14 protein-coding genes and 1 pseudogene are annotated in these 15797 nt (G+C 65.0%); 10 read left to right on the top strand and 5 right to left on the bottom strand.

Translation table 11 applies throughout. The annotated features are described in order from the left end of the window. Positions 1 to 131 precede the first annotated feature (131 nt). From ACZYZ3_RS13440 to ACZYZ3_RS13430, 3 genes are read right to left on the bottom strand one after another with little or no spacing between them, the layout of a single operon-like run. A complete protein-coding gene (locus ACZYZ3_RS13440) occupies positions 132 to 1316 on the bottom strand; it encodes an acetyl-CoA acetyltransferase (RefSeq protein ID WP_463964316.1) in 1185 nt (394 codons plus the stop codon). Beyond that, positions 1313 to 2011: a CoA transferase subunit B gene (locus ACZYZ3_RS13435; protein WP_463964315.1), complete on the bottom strand. Its 699-nt coding sequence runs from the start codon at positions 2009 to 2011 to the stop codon at positions 1313 to 1315. The genes ACZYZ3_RS13440 and ACZYZ3_RS13435 overlap by 4 nt, the downstream gene beginning before the upstream one ends. A 33-nt stretch (positions 2012 to 2044) precedes the next feature. Continuing rightward, positions 2045 to 2797, bottom strand: a complete 753-nt coding sequence (locus ACZYZ3_RS13430) for a CoA transferase subunit A (protein WP_463964314.1) — start codon at positions 2795 to 2797, stop codon at positions 2045 to 2047. A 198-nt stretch (positions 2798 to 2995) separates the two neighbouring features. Here ACZYZ3_RS13430 and ACZYZ3_RS13425 point away from each other — a divergent pair, with 198 nt between their 5' ends. Beyond that, complete coding sequence (locus tag ACZYZ3_RS13425; protein WP_463964313.1) at positions 2996 to 3772, top strand: IclR family transcriptional regulator; 777 nt, start codon at positions 2996 to 2998, stop codon at positions 3770 to 3772. A 37-nt stretch (positions 3773 to 3809) separates the two neighbouring features. Here the strand turns inward: ACZYZ3_RS13425 and nadE are convergent, their stop codons facing one another. Together nadE and ACZYZ3_RS13415 are read right to left on the bottom strand one after the other, a co-directional pair. Further along, positions 3810 to 4631, bottom strand: a complete 822-nt coding sequence (nadE, locus tag ACZYZ3_RS13420; RefSeq protein WP_463964312.1) for an NAD(+) synthase — start codon at positions 4629 to 4631, stop codon at positions 3810 to 3812. Positions 4632 to 4677: 46 nt separating this feature from the next. Continuing rightward, entirely contained in the window at positions 4678 to 5787 is a 1110-nt protein-coding gene (locus tag ACZYZ3_RS13415) for a LacI family DNA-binding transcriptional regulator (protein WP_463964311.1), read from the bottom strand. A 206-nt stretch (positions 5788 to 5993) separates the two neighbouring features. Here ACZYZ3_RS13415 and ACZYZ3_RS13410 point away from each other — a divergent pair, with 206 nt between their 5' ends. The 9 genes and pseudogenes from ACZYZ3_RS13410 to ACZYZ3_RS13370 all read left to right on the top strand — a co-directional run. Next, positions 5994 to 7352 (top strand): ABC transporter substrate-binding protein, encoded by a 1359-nt coding sequence (locus ACZYZ3_RS13410; protein ID WP_463964310.1) that lies wholly within the window; start codon positions 5994 to 5996, stop codon positions 7350 to 7352. Positions 7353 to 7358: 6 nt separating this feature from the next. After that, the gene (locus ACZYZ3_RS13405) at positions 7359 to 8411 is read left to right on the top strand and encodes a carbohydrate ABC transporter permease (RefSeq protein WP_463964309.1); all 1053 of its coding nucleotides are present in this window, start codon (positions 7359 to 7361) and stop codon (positions 8409 to 8411) included. Between the two features lie 89 nt (positions 8412 to 8500). After that, positions 8501 to 9322: a carbohydrate ABC transporter permease gene (locus ACZYZ3_RS13400; protein WP_463964375.1), complete on the top strand. Its 822-nt coding sequence runs from the start codon at positions 8501 to 8503 to the stop codon at positions 9320 to 9322. 5 nt (positions 9323 to 9327) lie between these two features. Then, positions 9328 to 10176 carry a sugar phosphate isomerase/epimerase family protein gene (locus tag ACZYZ3_RS13395; protein ID WP_463964308.1) on the top strand — a complete coding sequence of 283 codons (849 nt, stop codon included), beginning with the start codon at positions 9328 to 9330 and terminating at the stop codon, positions 10174 to 10176. Then, positions 10173 to 11405 carry a Gfo/Idh/MocA family protein gene (locus tag ACZYZ3_RS13390; protein ID WP_463964307.1) on the top strand — a complete coding sequence of 411 codons (1233 nt, stop codon included), beginning with the start codon at positions 10173 to 10175 and terminating at the stop codon, positions 11403 to 11405. Before ACZYZ3_RS13395 ends, ACZYZ3_RS13390 begins: the two co-directional genes overlap by 4 nt. Next, positions 11402 to 12307: a sugar phosphate isomerase/epimerase family protein gene (locus ACZYZ3_RS13385; RefSeq protein ID WP_463964306.1), complete on the top strand. Its 906-nt coding sequence runs from the start codon at positions 11402 to 11404 to the stop codon at positions 12305 to 12307. Before ACZYZ3_RS13390 ends, ACZYZ3_RS13385 begins: the two co-directional genes overlap by 4 nt. 53 nt (positions 12308 to 12360) lie before the next feature. Continuing rightward, positions 12361 to 13764: a glucuronate isomerase gene (uxaC, locus tag ACZYZ3_RS13380; protein WP_463964305.1), complete on the top strand. Its 1404-nt coding sequence runs from the start codon at positions 12361 to 12363 to the stop codon at positions 13762 to 13764. Continuing rightward, on the top strand, positions 13761 to 15197 hold the full coding sequence (locus ACZYZ3_RS13375) for a mannitol dehydrogenase family protein (protein WP_463964304.1): 1437 nt from the start codon (positions 13761 to 13763) through the stop codon (positions 15195 to 15197). Before uxaC ends, ACZYZ3_RS13375 begins: the two co-directional genes overlap by 4 nt. A gap of 35 nt (positions 15198 to 15232) precedes the next feature. After that, positions 15233 to 15797 (top strand): annotated as a pseudogene (locus ACZYZ3_RS13370) (enolase C-terminal domain-like protein); the annotation flags it as partial.

Raw genomic sequence — 15797 nt, 5'->3', positions numbered from 1 at the left:
ATGCATTTTGGCCCTCTGGAATCCTATGGGAACCGCGGCGCCAAAGACAGGGGGCAAACTGCCAACGCGGGGTCAGATACGGCCCATTAAGGTGCCCGGCATCGGCCGTATCTGACCCCGCGTTGGTTTTCTCAGACTGCTTCAAGCACGCTGACGTAGTTGGCGATGCCGACCCCGCCCATGTTCTGCACGGCGCCGCGGCGGGGGTTCGCCAGCTGCATGGCTCCGGCTGTGCCGGTGAGCTGCATCGCCGCGATGACGTGCTGCGAGACGCCGGTCGCCCCCACGGGGTGGCCCTTGGCCTTGAGCCCGCCGGAGACGTTGACGGGCAGCTTGCCGTCCTTGAAGACCCAGCCTTCCTCGATGGCGCGGGAACCCTGGCCCGGTTCGGTCAGTCCCATGGCCTCGTACATCAGGAGTTCGGCGATGGTGAAGCAGTCGTGCACCTCGGCGAAGTCCAGCTCATCGAGCCCGACGCCGGCCATCCCCAGCGCGCGCTGCCAGGAGGCCCGCGTCGCGGTGAAGGCGGTGGGGTCGCGGCGGTCGGTGGGGAAAAAATCGTTCGCGTGGCCGAACCCGGCAAGCCGGACCGGGGCGGTGGCGCCGCCGGTCGGGGCGACACTGAGCACGACGGCGGCGGCGCCGTCGGACACGGGCGAGCAGTCGGTGCGGCGCAGCGGGTCGGCGACCATCGGATTCTTGTCCGAGACGGTGCGGCAGAACGCCTCGCCGAGGTCCTTGCGGAGCTGGGCGTAGGGGTTGTCCACGCCGTTGCGGTGGTTCTTCGCGGCGATGGTGCCCAGGACGTCCGACACCGGTCCGTAGCGCTTCTCGTAATGCTTGGCGACCTCGGCGAAGAGCCCGGTGAAGCCGGTGCTGGAAGCCTTGCCGGCCATGTCGTAGTCGGCGCCGAGCAGGGCCGCGCCCACCACGTCGGCCCCAGCGTGGGTCATCTTTTCGGCGCCGATCACGAGGACGGTCTTCGCGGTGCCGGCCAGCAGGGACTTGGTGCCCTGCTGGAATGCTGCGGAGCCGGAGGCGCAGGCGTTTTCCACCCGGGTGGACGGGACGTTGGCCAGCTGCTCCGAGACCTGCAGGGCCAGCGAGGACGGGAACGCCAGCGGCATCATGCCGGAGTTGAACTGGCCGAGGTAGATTTCGTCGATCTGGCCCGGCTCGATCCCGGCATTGCCGATCGCCTCCGTGGCGACCTGGACGATCAGGGACTCGAGGGTTTCGTCCGTGAGTTTGCCGAAGCGGCTGTGGCCCCAGCCGGTCAGCAGCACATCTTTGCCGAACTGTTCGCGCAGGCTCATACGGTGGCTCCTTCAAGGGTGGGGGTGGCATCGAGGGACGGGGCGACGTCGAACCGGGCCTCGGTCTTTTCGCGGAGGTCCTCCACGGTGACGCCGGGGGCAAGGCGGGTCAGCGTGAGCTGCCGGCCGCCGCCGGCTGCGGGTTCCGGCTTGACCAGGTCAAAGACCGCGAGGTCGCTGATAATGCGGTCAACGCAGCTCAGCCCGGTGAGGGGCAGGGTGCATTCCTTGACGATTTTGGCGGTGCCGTCCTTGGCGTTGTGCTCGGTGAGGACCACGACGCGCGGGGTGCCGGCGACGAGGTCCATGGCGCCGCCCATGCCCTTGACCATTTTGCCGGGGATGGTCCAGTTGGCGAGGTCGCCGTTACCGGAAACCTGCATGGCGCCGAGAATGGCGACCTTGACGTGCCCGCCGCGGATCATGCCGAAGGAGGCGGCGGAGTCGAAGATGCTGCCGCCGGGCAGCACCGTGACGGTCTGCTTCCCGGCGTTGATGAGGTCCGCGTCCTCCTCGCCCTCGTAGGGGAACGGGCCCATGCCGAGCAGGCCGTTCTCGCTCTGCAGGACGACTCGGACGCCCTCGCGCAGGTTGTTGGCGACCAGCGTGGGGATGCCGATGCCGAGGTTGACGTAGTCGCCGTCGTTGAGCTCTTCGGCCGCGATCGCAGCCATTTCATTCCGGGTCCAAGCCATGATGATTTCTCCTGAAGAAAGTAGGGGCGGCGCTTAGGCCGGAACGGCGGCGGCAGCTGTTTCGGATGTCTCGGCGGTGGCTGCTTCGGCGCGGGGGCGGACCGTGCGCTGTTCGATGTCCTTAACCCGGTCACTGGCCTGGACCAGGCGCTGGACGAAAACCCCGGGAGTGATGATGTGGTGGGGGTCCAGGACGCCGGGCTCGACGATGACCTCGGCCTCCGCGACGGTCACGGCGCCGGCAGCCGCGACGACGGGGTTGAAATTCTGCGCGGTGTAGCGGTACGTCAGGTTGCCGTCGGTGTCGGCGGTGTGGGCGTGCACCAGGGAAACGTCGGCCTTGATCGCGCGTTCCAGGACGAAAGTCTCGCCGTCGAACTCCGCGAGTGGTTTGCCTTCAGCGACTAGGGTCCCGACGCCGGTCTTGGTGTAGAACGCCGGGATGCCGGCACCGCCGGCGCGGAGGCGTTCGGCCAGGGTGCCCTGCGGGGTGAACTCCACTTCGAGCTTGCCGGCGAGGTACTGCTCGGCGAAGAGCTTGTTCTCGCCCACGTAGGAGGCGATGACCTTGCGGACCTGGCCGGCTTCAATCAGCACGCCGAGGCCCTTGCCGTCCACGCCCATGTTGTTGGACACCACCGTTAGGTCTTTCACGCCCGAGTCGCGGACCGCCTCGATCAGGTCAGCCGGGATGCCGCTGAGGCCGAAGCCTCCGACGGCGAGCGTCATGCCGTCCCGCAGTACGTCCTGCAGCGCGGCGGCCGCTCCGGATTTCAGCTTTGACATTGCATCTCCTCATTGAGCCCTTGACGCAATCCACTTTGTGGACTGTTCCTCTGGTGTCGGAGCCTACGGTGCCGAATTGGGGGCTGTCAATGGATGTTTGTGAGTTCAAAGGTGCCGTTATTACAGTGTGGACGGTAAGCTGGGTACTATCCACAATGTGGATGATTCGAGCAGATCGGCATCAAGTTTCGAGGAATTTTGACTGCACTACCGGTCCAGGGCGCACAGGTCGTCAGCCGCATCGCGTCCCTGCTGCGCATCGTCGGGCGGAAGCCGGAGGGCTCCCCGCTGGTGGAACTCGTGAGGGAGTCCGGGCTCACCCGCCCCACCGTGCACCGCCTGCTCAGTTCGCTGGCCGCCGAGGGGCTGCTGGACCAGGACCAGGCCAGCGGCAACTGGGTGCTGGGACCGGAGATCCTTCTGATGGGTTCGGTGGCCTCGGCGCGGTTCCCGCTGGAGGACATCGCCCGGCCCAGCCTCCGCCGGCTCGCCGAGGAGACCGGCGAAAGCGCATTCTTCTCCATCCGGCGCGGTACCGAAACGGTGTGCCTGCTGCGGGAGGAGGGCAGCTTCCCGGTGCGGTCCTTCGTGCTGCACGAGGGCGTCCGCTTCCCGCTCGGCGTCGCCTCCGCCGGAACCGCCATTATGGCGTTCCTGCCCGAGGCGGAGCAGGAGGAACTGCTGGCGGACTGGCCCGCGCACGCGGGCAGTTTCGCGGCGGCCCACACCGAGGCCCTGGTCCGGGCCAACCTGGCCGCGACGCGGCAGGCCGGCTACTCGGTGAATCCGGGGCTCGTGCTGGAAGGCAGTTGGGGGATGGGAGCGGCCGTATTCGACCAGCGCGGGCGCCCGGCCTGGGCGTTGTCACTGACCGGAATCGAACCGCGCTTCAAGGGGGAACGCCAGGCGATGCTGGGACGCCTGCTGATGGACGAGGCCCACCGGGTCTCCACACTGCTGCAGGGCACCACCTAGGCGCAGGGCACCACCTGGGTCCCGGGCGCCATCCGGGCTACTTCCACCAGGTGTCGAAGAGGGTGACCGGGACGGTGCGCTTGTGCCGGGTGCGGAGGTATTTTTCTTCGATCAGCTCGGCTGCGGCCACGGGGATGTCGCGGCCCTCAAGGTAGTCATCGATCGTGTCGTAGCTGAGGCCCAGTTCGTCCTCGTCGGTGCGGCCGGGCTGGCCGTCGAGGAGGTCGGCCGTGGGCACCTTCTCCCAGATCCGGGCCGGGGCGCCCAGTTCGGCGAGCAGGGCGCGGTTCTGGCGCTTATTCAGTCCGAACAGCGGCAGGACATCCGCGCCGCCGTCGCCGTACTTGGTGAAGAAGCCGGTGACCGATTCCGCGCCGTGGTCGGTGCCGATGACCAGGTAATTGTGCTCGCCGGCGAGGGCGTACTGCGCGATCATGCGGGTGCGGGCCTTGGTGTTGCCCTTGTGGAAATCGGAGATGCCGTTGCCCACGGTCTTTTCGAATTCGTCCTCAAAGCCATCCACGGCCGCGGAGATGTTGAACGTCCACTCGGTCTTGGCCTGGATGAAGTCCAGGGCGGCCTGGGCGTCGTGCTCGTCGTGCTGCACACCATAGGGGAGGCGGACAGCGACGAAGTTCGCCTCCACACCTTCGGCCGCGAGCTCTTCGACGGCCAGCTGGGCCAGCCGGCCGGCGAGGGAGGAGTCGAGCCCGCCCGAGATCCCGAGGACGAATCCCCTGGTGTGGGTAGTCTTCAGGTAGTCCTTGAGGAATGTGACACGTTTACGCACCTCCCCGGTTGGGTCGATCCGGGGCAGCACGCCCATTTCTTCGATGATCTTCGCCTGGAGTTCACGCATGACTCAAAGCCTAGTCAGCAGTGTCAACCGCGCTCAACTATGTCCGTCAGGCCGGTGCGCCCGCAGCGGGGGCGGCGTTGTGGGCGCTGAGGGGCGCCGGGCCCGTGGATGACCGCACGGTCAGATGAGTAGGCATTACGGCGAGCTTGCGGTTTCCGCCGCCATAGATGGGGTTCAGCTGGGACAGGAGCATGGAAACCGCCACGCGCCCTGCCTCTTCAATGGGGCTGGCGATGGTGGTCAGTGGCGGATTGCAGAAATCCGCGCCGAAGATGTCGTCCGATCCCACAATGCTGATGTCGTCGGGGACGCGGATTCCCCGTTCCCGAAGCCTCTGCAGCATGCCGATGGCTAGAAGATCGTTGAACACGATGCACGCCGTGGCGCCGGTGCGTACAGCGGCGTCCGCCGCAGCGGCCCCGGACGTGGTTTTTGGGACGAACGGCCCAATGCAGTGAGTCTCCATTCCCCGGTTGCGCGAATCCTCCTGGAACACCTTCCATCGCATCTGGTTGGACCACGACGTCGGAGGCCCGCTCACGTAGCAGACACTGTGGTGACCGAGGGAGGCGAGATGATCCAGCGCCTGGATGATCGCAGACGGTGTGTCTATCACAACAGTTGGGGCGACAGCCGAAGCGCGGTTTATGGTGACCAAAGGGTGCGTGCCCGAGACTTCGGCCAATTGGGCGTCGGTCAGTCTCGAGGCCGCAAGGATGAAGCCATCTGCCGATTTTCGCATTTTCTGAAGCGCGTCCAGTTCCATCTCGGGCGATTCCTCAGTGTCCACCAGCAGTTGGGTGTACCCCGCCGCCTTCAGTTGTCTCTGGGTTCCCCGGATGATGTCGAAGTAGAAGGGGTTGGTGATGTCAGGAACCAAGAGGGCGACGACGTTAGTCCGGCCGGAGCTCAGGCCCCTGGCCTGGGAACTTGGCACGTAGTTCAGCGCCGCAGCTACCTGTTCGATGCGTGCACGCGTCCGCGGATTGACCCTGCCGGGGTTGGAGAGGGCACGGGAAACTGTCGAGGTGGCCACGCCGGCCAGCTCGGCTACGTCCTTGATGGTCGGAACCCTGTCGACCGGCGGACCGTCGCCAGAGCCCACGACCCGTGCCGTTGGCGCCCCGTCACTGGAGTCATTTTTTACCGGACTCATCCTGTTTGCCTTCCCTTGTGTGCGAGCGAACCCTGGGGTGGGCACGCCCAGGGAACGGCCGCCCTGCGTTGATATCACCACATTTGGCAACTTTTGGCAATCGCTTGCCATGCAATTTCCCAATTCCTAGACTGGGGCTCGGATCTCCCGCAGTGACGTGCGCCACAGGAAGTTGTGGCCGTGTGGGCGGGCCAGAGGAGGAAACAATGAAGTTTGCAACGTCCACCCGATTCGCAGCATATTTGACGGCTGCGGCTCTAGCACTGACAGCTTGTGGTTCGGGATCCTCGGAGCCCAGCAGTTCCGGAGGGCCCGTCGACGGGAAGGGGAAGACCCTCAACGTCCTGGTCAACGTCAACGCGGCGTATCCGGAACAGCAGAAGGCCTGGATGCAGGACATAGTCTCCAAGTTCAAGGCACAGACGGGTGCCGAGGTGAAATTCGAGACATTCGCAAACGCCAATGAAGAACTGACCCGGATCCAGACCTCCGTGGTCTCCGGGCAGGGTCCGGACGTCTACAGCCTCGGCACGACTTTCACCCCCACCGCCTACGCCACCAAGGCCTTCGTCACCCTCAAGGACGAGGACTGGAAAAAGGTGGGCGGCAAGGACCGCTTCAACGCAGCGGCGCTGGGCATATCGGGTCCGGACAAGGACAACCTGGCAGGCATTCCATTCGTCAGCCGTCCCTTTGTGATGGCCTACAACAAGGAACTGCTGGCAGCCGCGGGGATCGATAAGCCTGCGACGAGCTGGGACGGGCTCAGGGAACAGGCAAAGAAAACTACAAACGCCTCCGAAGGAACCTACGGAATGGCCGTCGCCTACAAGGACAGCTTTGATCCCTGGAAGTTCATCTGGGCCATGTCCGTTCAGGCAGGGAACAAGCTGGTTGACGGGGATGCGGCCAAGATGGAAGACCCCGCCACCAAGAAGGCCTACGAGACCTATTTCGGATGGCTGACCGAGGACAAGATCGTGGACCCGGCTGCCATCGGATGGAGCAACAGCCAGGCGCTCGCGTCATTCGCAGCAGGGAAAACAGCTTTCTTTCCGATGACTACCTCCAACTCCATTCCAACTCTGGAGAAATCTGCCATGGCTGGAAAATACGACTACGCACTCATGCCGCTTGCAGCCCCCGGTGATAGCAAGCCGACACAAGAGACCCCGGCAGCCAGCATCTTGTCCGGCGACAACCTTGTCGTTGCCGACTACTCCCAAAACAAGGATCTGGCTTTCGAATACATCAAGCTCATCACGTCCACGGAAGAACAGCTGAACTACCAGAAGATCTTCGGTGACCTGCCGGCCAATGCTGAGGCCCTCAAACAGCTCAGCTCGGATCCTAAGTTCGCCGCCATCACTGACGCAGCCACGAAGTCCCAGGCCACGCCCTTCACCGGTGCATGGGCAGACTACCAACTTGCCCTGATGAACGTCGTGGTCCAGTCCGTTCCTGAACTCGCGGGTGGTTCCGTTCCTGATTCGGCGCTGAACCAGCGGCTGAAGGACGGCCAGTCCAAGGTCCAGGCCTCCCTTGACCGCGCCAAGAAGGGATAAAGCGTAATGCCCACGGAACTGGAGGCGAGCGGGGACTCGGGGCTGGCGACTCGCGTTGCGGTGGCGCCCTTGGCAGCCGACGAACTACAGGCGGTGCCCGCGGCACCCGGCGGACATGAACCGGGTCCCCCGCCGGCCACACAGGCGGGGCGGGTGCGCCGGCGACGGGTATCCAGCGAGAAGAACCGACCGCTGTGGATGCTGATCCCCGGCGGTGCGCTGATGGTCATCATCGTTGTGGTGCCGCTCTTGCTTGGCATCTACATGTCGATGCTGGACCTGGACCAGTATTCACTTCGCAAATGGGTGAATGCGCCCTTCATCGGCGTCGGCAACTTCGTGGAGGCGCTCACCGCAACTCCCCTCCTGAGGGCCGTGTGGCTGAGCGTCAGCTACTCCCTCGTGGCCATGCTGATCACCCTGCCGCTGGGCATTGGGGCGGCCGTGGCAACGCAGAACGCCTTCAAGGGCCGGGCACTGGTCCGCTCCGTGTTCTTGATTCCCTACGTTCTACCCACATTTGTGGTCGCCACAGTGTGGCGCACGATGTTTCAGCCGGGGGGAATCGTAGATAACGCACTCAGCGGAATCGGTATCAGCGGCGGTCTGTGGCTCAACGGACCAAACAGCTACTGGACCCTGATCATCGTGCAGATCTGGGCATCCTGGCCTTTCATATATCTGCTGGCCCTATCCGGACTGCAGTCAGTGGATCACGAAGTTCACGAAGCCTCCGCACTCGACGGGGCGCTCTGGTGGAACAAGCTCCGCTACGTCGTCTTCCCCTACCTGAAGGGGCCGCTCTCGCTGGCATTCCTGATCGGTATGCTGCACCACATCAACAACTTCACGCTGCCGTTCGTACTCTTCGGACTGCCTGCGCCCATCGATGTTGATGTGCTCCCGATGCTGACCTACGTCACGAGTTTCCAGAGTTTCCGCTTCGGCCTCAGTGCAGCGATGGCATTCGTTTCCCTGGTGCTCGTTGCTATCCCGCTGTTCGTTTACCTCCGCGCCGTCAAACTCGATGACGCGGAAACACCAGGAGGCCGTAAGTGAGCACCTCAACGTCCAACCGGCCGGACCCGGGGATCCTCCGCCCGGGGTCCCGCCGACAGCATGAAGTCACCCGGTTGCTGCCAACACCGATGATCGTGTCGATTGTCGCGGTACTCGGCGCCGTCGTTTTGCTGCCGATGCTCTATATTTTCCTGGCATCAATCAACACGGACATCAGCGTGGCCCAAGGCGACTTTTGGCCCGCCGAGGTCACTCTGGCCAATTACACAAAAATCTGGACCAGCGTTGGTCTCGCGAACGGGCTAATGAACAGTGTCATCGTGGCCGGTTCGACGGCGGTGGTCTCGGCAGCTCTCTCCGTTGCAACTGCCTACGTCCTGGTCCGCTACACCTTCCGCGGGCGCCTGACTATCCTGCGGGGCCTGCTGGCTCTTCAGTCAATTCCCGGCACCCTGATGCTCTTGCCCGTCTTTGTACTGTTTTCCTCAGCCGCAACCTATCTGGGGGTACACATCATCGGGACGCAGTGGGGACTGTTCCTTACCTATCTGACCTTTGCAATGCCTTTCTCCACCTGGGTCATGGTCACGTATCTGCGGGGGCTTCCGCGGGAGCTGGAAGAGGCCGCCCGGATTGACGGCGCCGGGTCGTTGGGGATCCTTTTCAGGATCGTGCTGCCGCTTAGCTGGCCAGGAATCGTGGTGTCGGGGATCTTCGCCTTCCTTCTCGGGTGGAACGATGTCTTGTTCGCATCCGTGATGACCCGTCCTGAAAGCCAGACAGCCGCCGTCGCCCTTCAGGTGTTCGGCTCCTCAGCTGAAGGTGGCGCCATTCCCTTCTACGGCCAGATGATGGCCTCCGCCTTGGTGTGTGCAGCTCCAGTGGTGATTCTCTACCTCGTTTTCCAGCGCTATCTAGTGGGCGGACTTACCGCCGGAGGAGTCAAGTGACAATCATGAGTGAAAACAGTTCGCCCGCGTGGATGCTGTCGGGATTTGGCGATGAGATCGACGACGATCCCGCCATCCAGATCGCCGTGCTTCAGGCTCTGGGAGCGAACCACATCGAAGTGCGCAGTGCTTGGGGCACTAACATCGTGGACCTGGACCAGGAGCGGTTGGGCCGGCTGGACCGCCTGTTCCGGGAACACGGCATGGGGGTCTCCGCCATCGCCTCCCCGATCGGCAAAGTCGATGTTTCCCTGCCGGTGGAGCATGAGGTGAAAAGGCTTCGCCGTGCCATCAATGCAGCCGGGACCCTCGGCGCCGGCTACATCCGCATTTTCTCCTTCTACTACTCCGACGGCGTGGCAGTCGAGAGCATTCGCGACGCCGTAATGGAACGCATGAAAGCGCTCGCGGCTGTGGCCGAAGAGGCCGGCGTTGTCCTGCTGCACGAAAACGAAAAGGATATCTTCGGGGACACCCCGGACCGAGTGCTGGACATCATCGAGACCGTCGGGTCGGCGGCACTGAAGGTGGCATGGGACGCGGCCAACTTTGTCCAGGTAGGCGTCAAGCCATTCGACGAGGCGTATACAAAACTCCGTCCGCATCTCGAGTATCTCCAGGTCAAAGACGCGCTGTTCGCCTCCGGCGAGGTGGTTCCCGCGGGGCTGGGGGACGGCGATCTCCTCCGTACGGTTGAGGCACTCAAAGCGGACGGCTACTCGGGCTTTGCATCGCTGGAGCCGCACTTGGCCGGCGCTCACGGGCTCGGCGGATTCTCGGGGCCGACGGCCTTTGGCATGGCGGCCAGGGCCTTCGCAAATGTCATGGACGCAGCAGGAGTGGAGAGCAAATGAACGAGGCAGAAAACAAGGACAACGTCCGAAGCACAGCACCGCTGCGGCTGGCCATCGTAGGATGCGGGGTCATCGGACGCACCCACGCGGCGTCAGTCCGGGAGCTCCCCGAGCTCGAAGTGGCCGCCCTGATTGACGAAATCGTCGAACCGGCGGAGGCGCTCGCGGCCAGGATCGAGGCGGAAGGGCGGCCGCGCCCGGCCGTGTTCCGCACGCTGGCGGAGGCGTTCGACGGCACCGGAATTGACGTCGTCGTCATCGCGACGCCGAGTGGCATGCACATCCGGCAGGCTCTGGAAGTCCTGGAGGCAGGCAAACACGTCATCATCGAGAAGCCCCTGGACGTGAACCTCAACCGCGCCGACGAGATCCTGGCCGCCTGCCGCGCCGCCGAAGCCAAGGGGATCGTTGCCAGCGTCATCAGTCAGCACCGTTTCGACGCTGCGAGCAAGGTAATCGACGACGCGGTCCGCGCTGGCCGCTTCGGCCAACTGACGTCGGCCATCGCGTCCGTCGCCTGGTGGCGCGGCCAGAACTATTACGATTCGGGTGCGTGGCGCGGAACCTGGTCCGACGACGGAGGCGGAGCCGTTATGAACCAGGGCGTCCACACAGTGGATCTGCTCCTCTGGTACCTGGGCAGGCCCGTGGAAATCAATGCAAAGACCGCCCTGCTCGCGCACGAAAGGGTGGAGGTGGAAGACACTGCCGTGGCCACCCTGTCCTTTGAGTCCGGCGCGCTCGCCGTCCTCCATGCAACCACTGCCGCCTACCCCGGACTTACCGTCCGGCTCCAGATCATGGGCAGCGCGGGTTCCGCCGTGATCGACGGGGACGAGCTCGCCTACTTCCACGCGGCAGACGCTGCCGCCGGAGGAAAGTCCGACATGGGCCTCCTCGGCGCTGGAAACCAAGCGGCTGAGGAACTGGGCAGGTACCCGGACGAGACTGTCCTGCCGCTGGACCCCACCGAGTATCCGGCCGGCCACGTCCGGCAATACCGGGACATCATCGAGGCTATCCACACGGGACGGCGGGCCGGCGTTACCGTGGACGACGCCATCATGGCGCTGGGCACAGTCCGGGCCCTCTACGTCTCCGCGACGCTGCGGCAGCCAGTTCTCATCGCCGACGTGCTCGCCGGCAAATACAACGACGTCGATGTCCGCACCGGGGGCAACGGCCCCAGCGGGTCGGCGTCGTCCGCACTGGAAGAGGTATCGGCATGAAATTCTCAGTCTTCACCGCTTCCACCCCCGAATGGTCACCCGCGGAGGCCGCATCCACGCTGGCGGCGCAGGGCTGGGACGGCATTGAATGGCGCATCACGGACCAGGTCGGCTCCGACGACCCCGGATTCTGGGCCGGGAACCGCGCCACCTGGCCGATGACAGGGCTGGAGGACAGCGTGCCCGAGATTGCCAGGATCACGCAGGAGTCCGGTCTTGAGTACTCCGGGCTCGGGGGCTATGCGCGGTGCGACAACTATGAGGACGTGGAGCGCATCCTGGCTGTAACTGCGGCCCTTGGTGCCAGGCAGGTGCGCGTGAACGTGCTGCCGCTGGGCAACTCGACCATGGGCGGGCACGCGGCTAGCGGGCTTCCTTACCCGCTGCTGTTCGAATCGGCCCGCGAGCACTTCGAATGGGTGGCGGCCCGCGCGGCGCATCATGGAGTGAAGGCCCTCGTGGAGCTGCACCATGGCACCATCACCGCCTCCGCCTCCGCTGCCCGCCGCTTGGTGGAAGGCCTGGACCCCCAGCATGTGGGCGTCATCCATGACCTCGGCAATCTGGTCATTGAGGGCTGGGAAGATCCACTGCCTGGCCTCCAACTGCTTGGCGAGTATCTGGCACACGTCCACGTCAAGAACTCCCGCTGGATCAAGACCGCTGCCACCGACGAATCCGGGGCCGCTGTCTGGGCGAACGAATGGGCGCCCCTCCAGTCCGGACAGGCCAGCGTGCTCCAGTACTTCCGGGCACTGGCGGAGCTCGGCTACGACGGCTGGGTCACAGTGGAGGATTTCTCCACCGCACTTCCGCTGGAGCAACGAACGGGACAGAACCTGGAATACCTTCGCCGCACCGCGGCCCTGGCCGGACTTTCCGTGCCCGCCGGAATCCGCTAAAAAGCCCTGAACGACCGCTCGCCGGCCGTTGCCCCACGCTCTGAAAGAAAGCCATGCCACAGTCGTTAGCAACCCACCCGGACCGGCTCCTCCCCGCGGATCCCGGTGTGCGGAAGATAGCCCGCTCACTGTTTTCCCGGGTGGAACACCTGCCCATCATTTCCCCGCACGGGCACGTTGATGCAGCCGTCATCGAACAGAACCTGCCCTTCCCGGATCCGGCGGCCCTGCTGGTAACTCCCGATCACTACGTCACCCGGCTCATCCACGCCGGCGGCGTTCCCCTTGACAGACTCGGGATGGGGGACGGGACAGCCGATTCCCGCCAGATCTGGCGCAACTTCTGCGCAGCCTGGCCTCAATTCGAGGGAACGGCCTCGGGATACTGGATCCGACAGGAATTCGAGCACGTGTTCGGCCTCCGGGATGAGCCAAGCACCGAAAACGCGGACCTGACCTTCGACGCCATATCCGCGAAGTTGGAGGAACCGGGCTTCCGCCCCCGGGAGTTATTCAAGGAATTCAACATCGAGGTTCTGGCCACCACCGACGACCCTCTGGACGGGCTGGAAAGCCATGCGGCCTTGGCCGAGGATCCTGCCTTCGCAGGCCGGGTGCTTCCCACCTTCCGTCCCGACGCCTATCTGAATGTCGCCCACCCCGCGTGGGGATCGAATGTGGAGCGACTGCTTGCGGCGTCCGGGGACGGGGCTTCGGGGTATTCCGGCTACCTCACCGCGCTCGAGGGCCGCCGGCGCCACTTCGTGGACCACGGCGCGGTTTCCGCGGACCATGGCGTGCGGACTCCTGCGACGATCAAACTGGACCGGGGGGACGCGGAGCGGATCTTCGAGCGGGCACGGAACGGCGCCGCGACGGCCGAGGACCGGGAGGTGTTCGAAGCCCACATGCTTTACGAGATGGCCCGGATGTCGGTGGAGGACGGACTCGTGATGACCATCCATCCGGGGTCCTACCGCAACCACCACGGCCCGACTCTTGCTGCCTACGGTGCCGACACCGGCCACGACATCCCATTCGCGGCGGGATACACCGAGGCGATCCGGCCCCTGCTGCAGGACTTCGGAACCGCCAAGGACTTCCACCTGGTGCTCTTCACCCTGGACGAGACCGTTTTTTCCCGGGAACTGGCACCCCTCGCGGGCTTCTACCCGTCCGTCTACATCGGCGCACCGTGGTGGTTCCTTGACGCCCCGGACGCGATGCTTCGGTTCCGCTCCGCTGTCACCGAGACCGCCGGCTTCTCGCGGTCTTCCGGGTTCATCGACGACACCCGGGCGTTCTGTTCCATCCCTGCCAGGCACGACACCTCGAGGCGCATCGAGGCGGCCTTCCTGGCCCGTCTCGTGTCCGAACACCGGGTCAGTGAGCAACGAGCCCACGAACTCATCGTGGACGTCGTCGATTCCGCCCCAAGGCGGGTTTTCAAGCTATGACCACCCATGCCATCCCGGAACTCAACCGCAAGGTGCGGGCGCTGCCGAAGGCCCCGGTGCGCATAGTCCACCTGGGACTGGGCGCCTTCCACCGGTCGCACCAGGCCTGGTACACCCACCATGCCGGCGATGCTTCAGAATGGGGTATCGCCGCCTTCACCGGACGGCGCCCCGACGCCGCCGAGGCCCTGGCCGCGCAGGATGGTCTGTTCACCATGATCGAACGATCCACTGAGCTTGATACTTTTGAGGTGATCGGCAGCATCGTGGAGGCGGTGGACGGGCGGGACCTCGTGCGACTCGACGAACTCGTGGCCGCCCCAACGACCTCTATCGTGACGCTCACCATCACGGAGGTCGCCTACCGGGTCGAGGAGGAAGTCATCGCGAACCGGACGGCGGCCATCGCCGGTGGGGACCCCGGGACCCCGACGACGCCCCTGGGCCGCCTGGTGCACGCCCTCGCCGCGCGCCGCGCTGCCGGTGCTGGGCCGATGGCCGTGGTCTGTTGCGACAACCTCTCCGACAACGCAACCGTCGCCCGCAAGGCCGTGGCGCGCCTGGCGGACTCCGTGGACCCGGAACTCGCCGGCTGGATCGGGCGGAACGTCAGTTTTGTCGGCACGTCCGTGGACCGGATCACGCCGCGGACAACTGCCGAGGACCTCGCTGAAGTCCGGGAAACCTGCGGCTTCCGCGACAGTTCGGCAGTAGTTGCCGAGCCTTTCCGTGACTGGGTCCTGAGCGGGGACTTTCCAGCCGGCCGGCCGCGCTGGGAAGACGCCGGAGCAGTGTTCGTCGACGAGATCGAACCCTATGAGAACCGCAAGTTGTGGCTCCTCAACGGAGCCCATTCGCTGATGGCCTATGCTGGCCAACTCCGCGGGCACACCACGGTGGCGGAGGCACTTGCGGATCCGCTCTGCCTGGCTGCCGTTGAGGCGTTCTGGGACGAGGCATCTGCGCATCTGCACGGCAAAGACCTTGACATCCCGGCATATCGCGAGGCATTGCGTGCGCGCTTCGGCAACGGGCGGATCGCCCACCACCTGTCCCAGATTGCAGCTGACGGCACCACCAAACTGCGGATGAGGGCAGCGCCGGTGCTCAAAGCGGAACGTGCCGGAGGGCAGTTGGGGTCTGCCAGCGCGTTGATGCTGGCAGCGTGGGCCGACTACACCTCCACCGCCCCCAAGGTCCAGGACCCGCTGGCTGACGACATCGCTGCCGCCAACGCCATGGCCGGCGAGGAACGGGTTGCCGCGCTGCTGGCGCTGGTATCACCGGAATTGGCGCAGGACCCTGGCGTCGTTGCGCTGGTCTACGGCCTCGTCGGTACCTTCAACCCGCAATCCGGGCCCCAACACAATTCCCACCACCCTTCGAACGCGGCGGCGTCACCGAGCGCGTCACTTCCTGGAAAGAACGGCTGACCCCATGAAAATCATTGCTGCGGAGGTCTTTGTGACCAGTCCGTCCCGTAATNATCGCGGCGGTGGATATGGCGTTGTGGGATATCAAGGGCAAGATGGCCGGGATGCCGGTGTACCAGCTGCTGGGCGGGGCGTCGCGGACCGGGTTGCGGGCCTACGGGCACGCCTCGGGCGCGGACCTGCCGTCGTTGTTTGATTCGGTCCGGGAGCATCTGGAGCTGGGGTACAAGTCGGTGCGGATCCAGACCGCGGTGCCCGGGATCAAGGCGGTGTACGGGGTCGCGGCGCAGGCGCAGGCCTCGGGGGAGCGCTACGACTACGAGCCGGCCGGGCGGGGGGCGTTCCCGGTGGAGGAGGACTGGGACACCCGGGCGTACCTGCGGCACCTGCCGGGTGTGTTTGAGGCGGTGCGGAACGAGTTCGGCCCCGAACTGCCGCTGCTCCATGACGGGCACCACCGGATGACCCCGATCCAGGCCGCGAAGCTGGGCAAGGCGCTGGAACCCTACGACCTGTTCTGGCTGGAGGACTGCACCCCGGCGGAGAACCAGGAGGCGCTGCGCCTGGTCCGGGCGCACACCACCACCCCGCTGGCGATCG

The organism is Pseudarthrobacter linnaei, assembly GCF_055412825.1.
Note: the sequence above shows the minus strand (reverse complement) of the source record. Positions and strands in the feature narration are given on the sequence as shown.